The sequence below is a fragment of the Cellulomonas hominis genome (assembly GCF_901521055.1).
GTDB classification, from domain to species: domain Bacteria; phylum Actinomycetota; class Actinomycetes; order Actinomycetales; family Cellulomonadaceae; genus Cellulomonas; species Cellulomonas endometrii.
In genome coordinates this window covers 21,919-28,556 of the sequence record NZ_CABEGA010000052.1, presented here as the reverse complement: position 1 = coordinate 28,556, position 6,638 = coordinate 21,919, and the positions used below count along the sequence as shown (strand labels likewise).

The window sequence follows — 6,638 nt, the reverse complement described above, 5'->3', positions numbered from 1 at the left end:
GAGCCCACCCCGGCCCCGACGCCCACCGCGTCGGGGCCGGGGTGGGCTCCGGGGCGGTCGCCGCCTGCGGTGCGACGGCCGGCTCCGGCGTGGCGGCGGGTGCCTGGGCGTCGACCGCGCCCTCGGGCGACGGCGGCGGCGTCGGGCCGGCCGCGGAGGCCAGGACCGTGCCGCCGAACCGGCGCGCGGGGTCGGCGATGCCGGCGCGGAACGCCTCGAGGGTGTTCGCCCGGGAGTCGACCCGCCAGTCGTTCGTGGCGAGCTCGCCGTCGACGTACGTGGTCACCGCGAGGTTGAACCACGCGAAGCCGATCACGTCGTCGTTCGCGCCGGGGTCGAAGCCCTGGAAGAAGGACGTCACCCAGGCCGGCTTGGTGCCGCCGATCTCGGAGGCGCCGACCTCGGCCAGCAGGATCTTCTTGTCCGTGATCGACCGGAGCTGGTCGAGCGTGCGGCCGTAGGTGTAGTCGAAGGTCGAGGTGTTGTCGGCCTTGTACGGCGGGCGCTGGTAGCCGGAGACGCCCACCCAGTCGACGTACGCGTCGCCGGGGTAGAGGGCCTGGAGGAACGCCGGGTCCTGGAACGCGGCCGGCAGGTTGTTGACGATGTTCGGCGACCAGACCCAGATGACGTACTGGTTGGCGCCGTTGGCCTCGAAGATGTCGTGGACGTGCTGCCACATCTTCACGTAGTCGCCGACGTTGTTGCCGTTGATCGGCGCGCCGGACGACGTCTGCTCCGACCACGGGTACCAGGTGGAGTTCATCTCGTGGTCCAGGCGGATCGCGAGCGGCAGGCCGGTCGCGGCGACGTCCTGGGCGTACTTCGTCAGGTAGGCGTCGAAGTCCCCGGCGATGATCTTCGGCAGGCTGTACGCCGGCTCGTCGACCACGTCGTTCTTCGAGGCGATCGGGCGGGACTCCCACGTGAGCATCGGCAGCATGCCGCGCTCCCAGGCCCGGGTGACGGCGTTGGCGCGGAAGTTCTCGTCCCAGCCGCCGAAGTAGCCGACCATGCTCTGGCTGCGGCCGACGTCGGTCGCGGCCGCGTCGAACGTCGACCAGCTGAACGGCGCCTGCTCCGTGTACATCCCGAAGTACCGCGAGGCCGGGTCGACGAGCGCCGCCTTGGACGGCGCGGACGGCTTGGCCGGGCTGGACGGCGGGGTCGAGGGGTTCGACACGGCCGGCTTGCCCGGGTTGTTGGGCTTGCCGCCGCCGGTCGAGGCGTTCGTGGTCCGCCGCGAGGACGACGAGGACGACTTCTTCGTGCCGGAGGACGAGCCCTTCGCGTCCTCCTCCGCCTCGGCTGCCGCCGCGGCTGCCGCGTCGGCCTCGCGCTGCGCCTGGGCCGCGGCGCCGTCCGCCTCACCCTTCTTGCGGGCCGCCTGCTCGTCGGCCAGGACGTCGCGCAGGGCCTCGGCCTGGGACCGGCTGGCCTGCAGCTGGCCCTCGAGCTCGTCGTTGCGCCGCTGGAGCGCGAGCTCCGCCGCGGTGGGCTCGTCCGCCTCGGCGTTGACGATGGAGGACACGGCGGGCGTGTTCCACACGACGAGGGTCACGGCCAGCAGGGCCACGATGACGGCCGCGGTGCCCATGCGGGCTCGCGCGCTCATCCGCCCCATGGTCGGGGCCCACCAGTGCTTGCCGGTGTGCGTGGTCGGGGTCTCAGACATAGAGCAGGGCCTCCAGGGCGAACAGGACCACGGCGATCCCGTAGGGGATGGCCGCGAGCGGGTTGAGCCGTCGGCGGGTCGGGGCGGGGGCGGCGGCCCGGTTCTGGCGCCGCGAGATGTCCGCGAGGGTCGCGGTGGCCGGGGCGGGCGCGGTCTCGGTGAGGACCTGGGAGCCCGCGGCCTCGGTGCCGTCCGCGGCCAGCACGGTGTGGCCGGTGACGAGCGGGACCGGGGTGCCCGGCTCGCCGCCGTGGTCACGCTGGGACGGGAACGGGTTCACCGGGGAGGTGCCGCGGTCGACCACGTCGACCGGCGCGGCGCGGGACATGAGGTCCAGCTCGGCCTCCAGCGAGCGGGCGTCCTGCTCCTGGTCCGTGTCCGCCGACTGGCCCGGGTCGCCACCGGCGTAGGCGCCGGCGCGGGTGCCCCAGCCCGACGCGTGGGCCATCCGCAGGAAGCCGAGCAGCCGGATCGGCATCAGGAAGAACGTCGAGACGATGATGAACACCGGGAGCCGGAAGAAGTCGCCGGGGACCTCCTGCAGGTGCCGGATCTGGCGGATCGCCATGGACAGCACGGAGGAGACGACCATCAGCGCGATCACCCAGAACCAGCCGGCCTGCGCGCCGTAGGTCTCGAGCATCGCCTCGTAGAGGTTGACGCCCGTGCCGCTCACGGAGCGGTAGATCCAGCCGGCGATCGTCCCGAACAGCAGGAACGGCAGCAGGATGTCGGTCAGGAAGAAGATCGACAGGATCGGGGCGTGCCCCAGCATCCAGGGCAGCATCCGCAGGGTGTTGTACTGGCTCCCGCGGGCCCAGCGCAGCTGCTGCTTGAACAGCTTCTTCACCTGCAGCGGGGCGTCCGTGTAGACCAGGCTCGTGTGCTGGTAGACGGTCCGGTAGCCCTGCTTGAGCGTGAGGTTCGTCAGGGTGCGGTCGTCGGAGACCTCGAGGAACACGCCCATGAACCGCTGGTTCATGAAGTCGTCCATCACCTTGATGAGGATGTGCCGGCGGAACGCGATGGTGCGCCCGGGGAGGCAGCCGACCTGGCCGAGCACCGACTGGGCGGGCATCGAGTACAGGGACCGCGAGTTCTCCAGCCAGTCCGCCCAGCGGGTGATCCAGGAGCGCGAGGGCTCGAGGATGCGCTGGCGGGTGGTGACGCCGCCGACGTTCGCGTCCTTGAACGGCTTGATCAGCTCGGGGAGCGTGCCGGGGGTCCAGACCGTGTCGGAGTCGAGCAGCACCGTGATGTCGTACTTCGACATCTCCGTGCCGATCTTCACGGCGTTGCGCTTGCCGGGGATCGGGGTGTGCACCCACCGCACCAGGGGGGCGAACTCCTCGCAGACCGCCTCCAGGCCGGGGTTGCGCGCGCCGTTGATGACGACGATGACCTCGTCGGGGCGCTGCTCGGTCACGCGGGTGAGCACGTCCCGGAACAGGTCGAGGGGCTCGTCGACGACGGGGACGACCACGCTGGTGGTCTCGTGGTGCTCGGCGGTCCACGGCCGGTACCGGCGGGACAGCCCGACCTTGAGCAGCCAGAGGGCCCAGACGAGCCCGGAGAAGATCGTGAACAGGTACAGCTCGGCGTTGTCGTCGAACATGTGCCGGATCTGCAGGATGAAGATGAACATCGCTCACCTCGGCGCTGGATGGAACGGGTGGAGCCAGCGGCGACGGTGACGCGGCAAGGACGGGGGGATCGCGGGTGGGCCGGGGGCCGTGCCCGGCGGCCGGGCGGCGCGATCGCTGTGACTGAGGCGGTGGACGGGGGGCGGTGCCGTCACCCGTTGGGACGGGCGGCGACGTGGCGTCTGGGGTCGTTCGGGTGGAGCGGTCATGCCCTCGGGTCGAGTGGTCCAAGAGTGTTGGGGCGCGGTGCGGCGACGCAACTCCCTGCAGGTGAATACGTCGCTCATTGTGAGATTGATCACTCAGACATCGTCCGGAATGTCCGCATTTGCGCAGATCACAGTCGTGCAAGTCAGACATCGCGGGACGTTCCCGGCACGGGGGTCGAGCCCCTGCTCAGCGCGCCTACCAGCCCCTTGCGGGTCCCGCGCGGCGGCGAGCCGTTCCGTGAACATGGTCACAACCTGTGATGACGAGACGTCAGAGTCAGGACTGGACATGACATGGGGTCATCGGTTCAGCGGTCGACGCGGTCCACCGTTGACCTGCGGTCGACGCGCAGAGTTGAGCGGAATAGGCTCAACTTCGCGAGGGTTGCACCGGGTGTCCCGGCCATGGGACACGTGAGACTCAGCGCGCCGTGCGGTCACCCGCCGGCCCGGACCGATGCACGGAGGGGATGTTGGACGCGAAGCTCACCACCAAGTCGCAGGAGGCGATCGGCGATGCCATCCAGCAGGCGTCGGCCGCCGGGAACCCGCAGCTGGAGCCGGCGCACCTGCTGAACGCGCTGCTCGCCCAGGAGGGCGGCGTGGCGAACGGCCTGCTCGACGCGGTCGGGGCGGACCGCGGGGCGCTGGGCCGCGCCGTACGCGCCATCCTGGTGAACCTGCCCGCCGCGAGCGGGTCGAGCGTCGCCCAGCCGACGGCCTCGCGGGCCACCGCCACGGCGATCGACGCCGCCTCCGCGGAGGCGCGCACGCTCGGGGACGACTACGTGTCCACCGAGCACCTGCTGCTCGGCCTGGCCGCGGGCCAGAGCGGCGTCGCCGACGCCCTGCGTGCCCAGGGCGCCTCCCGCGACGCGCTCGCCGCCGCCCTGCCGTCCGTGCGCGGGTCCGCGCGCGTGACCAGCCCGAACCCCGAGGGCACCTACAAGGCGCTCGAGCAGTACGGCGTCGACCTGACGCAGCGGGCGCGCGACGGGAAGCTCGACCCGGTCATCGGGCGCGACTCCGAGATCCGCCGCGTCATCCAGGTCCTGTCCCGCCGGACCAAGAACAACCCGGTGCTGATCGGCGAGCCCGGCGTCGGCAAGACCGCCGTCGTCGAGGGGCTCGCGCAGCGCATCGTCGCCGGCGACGTCCCGGAGTCCCTGCGCGGCAAGCGCCTCGTGTCCCTGGACCTGGCGGCGATGGTCGCGGGCGCCAAGTACCGCGGCGAGTTCGAGGAGCGCCTCAAGGCCGTCCTGGAGGAGATCACGTCCTCCGAGGGCGAGGTCGTCACGTTCATCGACGAGCTGCACACGGTCGTCGGCGCGGGCGCCGGCGGCGAGGGCGCGATGGACGCCGGCAACATGCTCAAGCCCATGCTCGCCCGCGGCGAGCTGCGCCTGGTCGGCGCCACCACCCTGGACGAGTACCGCGAGCGCATCGAGAAGGACCCCGCCCTGGAGCGCCGGTTCCAGCAGGTGTTCGTGGGCGAGCCGTCCGTCGAGGACACCGTCGCGATCCTGCGCGGCCTCAAGGAGCGGTACGAGGCGCACCACAAGGTGACGATCGCGGACGCCGCCCTCGTCGCCGCCGCGACGCTCTCCGACCGGTACATCACCGGGCGGCAGCTCCCCGACAAGGCGATCGACCTGGTCGACGAGGCCGCGTCCCGGCTGCGCATGGAGCTCGACTCCTCGCCGGTCGAGATCGACGAGCTGCAGCGCGCGGTGACCCGCCTCGAGATGGAGGAGGTCGTGCTGTCCGAGGCCGACGACCCCGCCTCCCGCGAGCGGCTCGAGAAGCTGCGCGCCGACCTCGCGGACCGGCGCGAGGAGCTCGCCGGGCTCACCGCGCGCTGGGAGAAGGAGAAGGCCGGCCACAACCTGGTCGGTGACCTCAAGGCGCGCCTCGACGACCTGCGATCGACCGCGGACCGGCTGCTCCGCGAGGGCGACCTCGCCGCGGCCGCGCGCATCCAGTACGGCGAGATCCCGGCCGTCGAGCAGGAGATCGCCGCCGCCGAGGAGCGCGAGCGCGCCGGCTCCGGCACCGTGCCGTCGGACCAGGCGCCGATGATCGCGGACAAGGTCGGCCCCGACGAGATCGCCGAGGTCGTCGCCATGTGGACCGGCATCCCCGCCGGGCGCCTCCTGGAGGGGGAGACCGCGAAGCTGCTGCGCATGGAGGAGGTCATCGGCGCGCGCCTGATCGGCCAGAAGGCCGCGGTCGCCGCCGTGTCCGACGCCGTCCGGCGCTCCCGCGCGGGCATCTCCGACCCCGACCGGCCCACCGGCTCGTTCCTGTTCCTCGGGCCCACCGGCGTCGGCAAGACCGAGCTCGCCAAGGCGCTCGCGGACTTCCTGTTCGACGACGAGCGCGCCATGGTGCGGATCGACATGTCCGAGTACGCCGAGCGGCACTCCGTCGCGCGCCTCATCGGGGCGCCCCCGGGGTACGTCGGCTACGAGGAGGGCGGGCAGCTCACCGAGGCCGTCCGGCGCCGCCCGTACTCGGTGCTGCTGCTCGACGAGGTCGAGAAGGCGCACCCCGAGGTGTTCGACATCCTGCTGCAGGTGCTGGACGACGGCCGGCTCACCGACGGCCAGGGGCGCACGGTCGACTTCCGGAACGTCATCCTCGTGCTGACGTCGAACCTCGGCTCGCAGTTCCTGGTCGACCCGGTGCTCGACCCCGCGTCGCGCCGGGACGCCGTGATGGGGGCGGTGCGGGAGGCGTTCAAGCCGGAGTTCCTCAACCGGCTCGACGACATCGTCCTGTTCGACGCGCTGTCGCTGGACGAGCTCACCCGGATCGTCGACCTGCAGGTCGAGTCCCTGGCGGCGCGGCTCCGCGACCGGCGGCTGACCCTGGAGGTCGACCCGGCCGCCCGGGAGTGGCTGGCGATCGAGGGGTTCGACCCCGCGTACGGCGCCCGGCCGCTGCGCCGGCTGGTGCAGCGGGAGATCGGCGACCGCCTCGCGCGGCTCCTGCTCGCCGGCGAGGTCAAGGACGGGGACACCGTGCGGGTCACCCGGTCCGCCGACGACACCGCGGGGCTGGAGCTGGCCCGGGCCTGACGGGTGCCTGAGCAGGCCACCGACCGCCGGC

General features: G+C 72.2%; 3 protein-coding genes. 1 reads left to right on the top strand and 2 read right to left on the bottom strand.

Going from position 1 to position 6,638, the window contains the following annotated elements:
• Positions 1 to 1,675 (bottom strand): glycoside hydrolase family 26 protein (locus KJP73_RS14145; protein ID WP_249669398.1); only part of this gene is annotated, 1,675 nt, incomplete at its 3' end.
• Positions 1,668 to 3,320: a glycosyltransferase family 2 protein gene (locus KJP73_RS14140; protein ID WP_213283508.1), complete on the bottom strand. Its 1,653-nt coding sequence runs from the start codon at positions 3,318 to 3,320 to the stop codon at positions 1,668 to 1,670. The genes KJP73_RS14145 and KJP73_RS14140, both read right to left, overlap by 8 nt.
• A gap of 680 nt (positions 3,321 to 4,000) precedes the next feature.
• Between KJP73_RS14140 and clpB the strand changes: the two genes are divergently transcribed.
• Positions 4,001 to 6,607, top strand: coding sequence for an ATP-dependent chaperone ClpB (gene clpB / locus KJP73_RS14135; protein WP_213283507.1), 2,607 nt, complete (start codon positions 4,001 to 4,003; stop codon positions 6,605 to 6,607).
• Positions 6,608 to 6,638 lie beyond the last annotated feature (31 nt).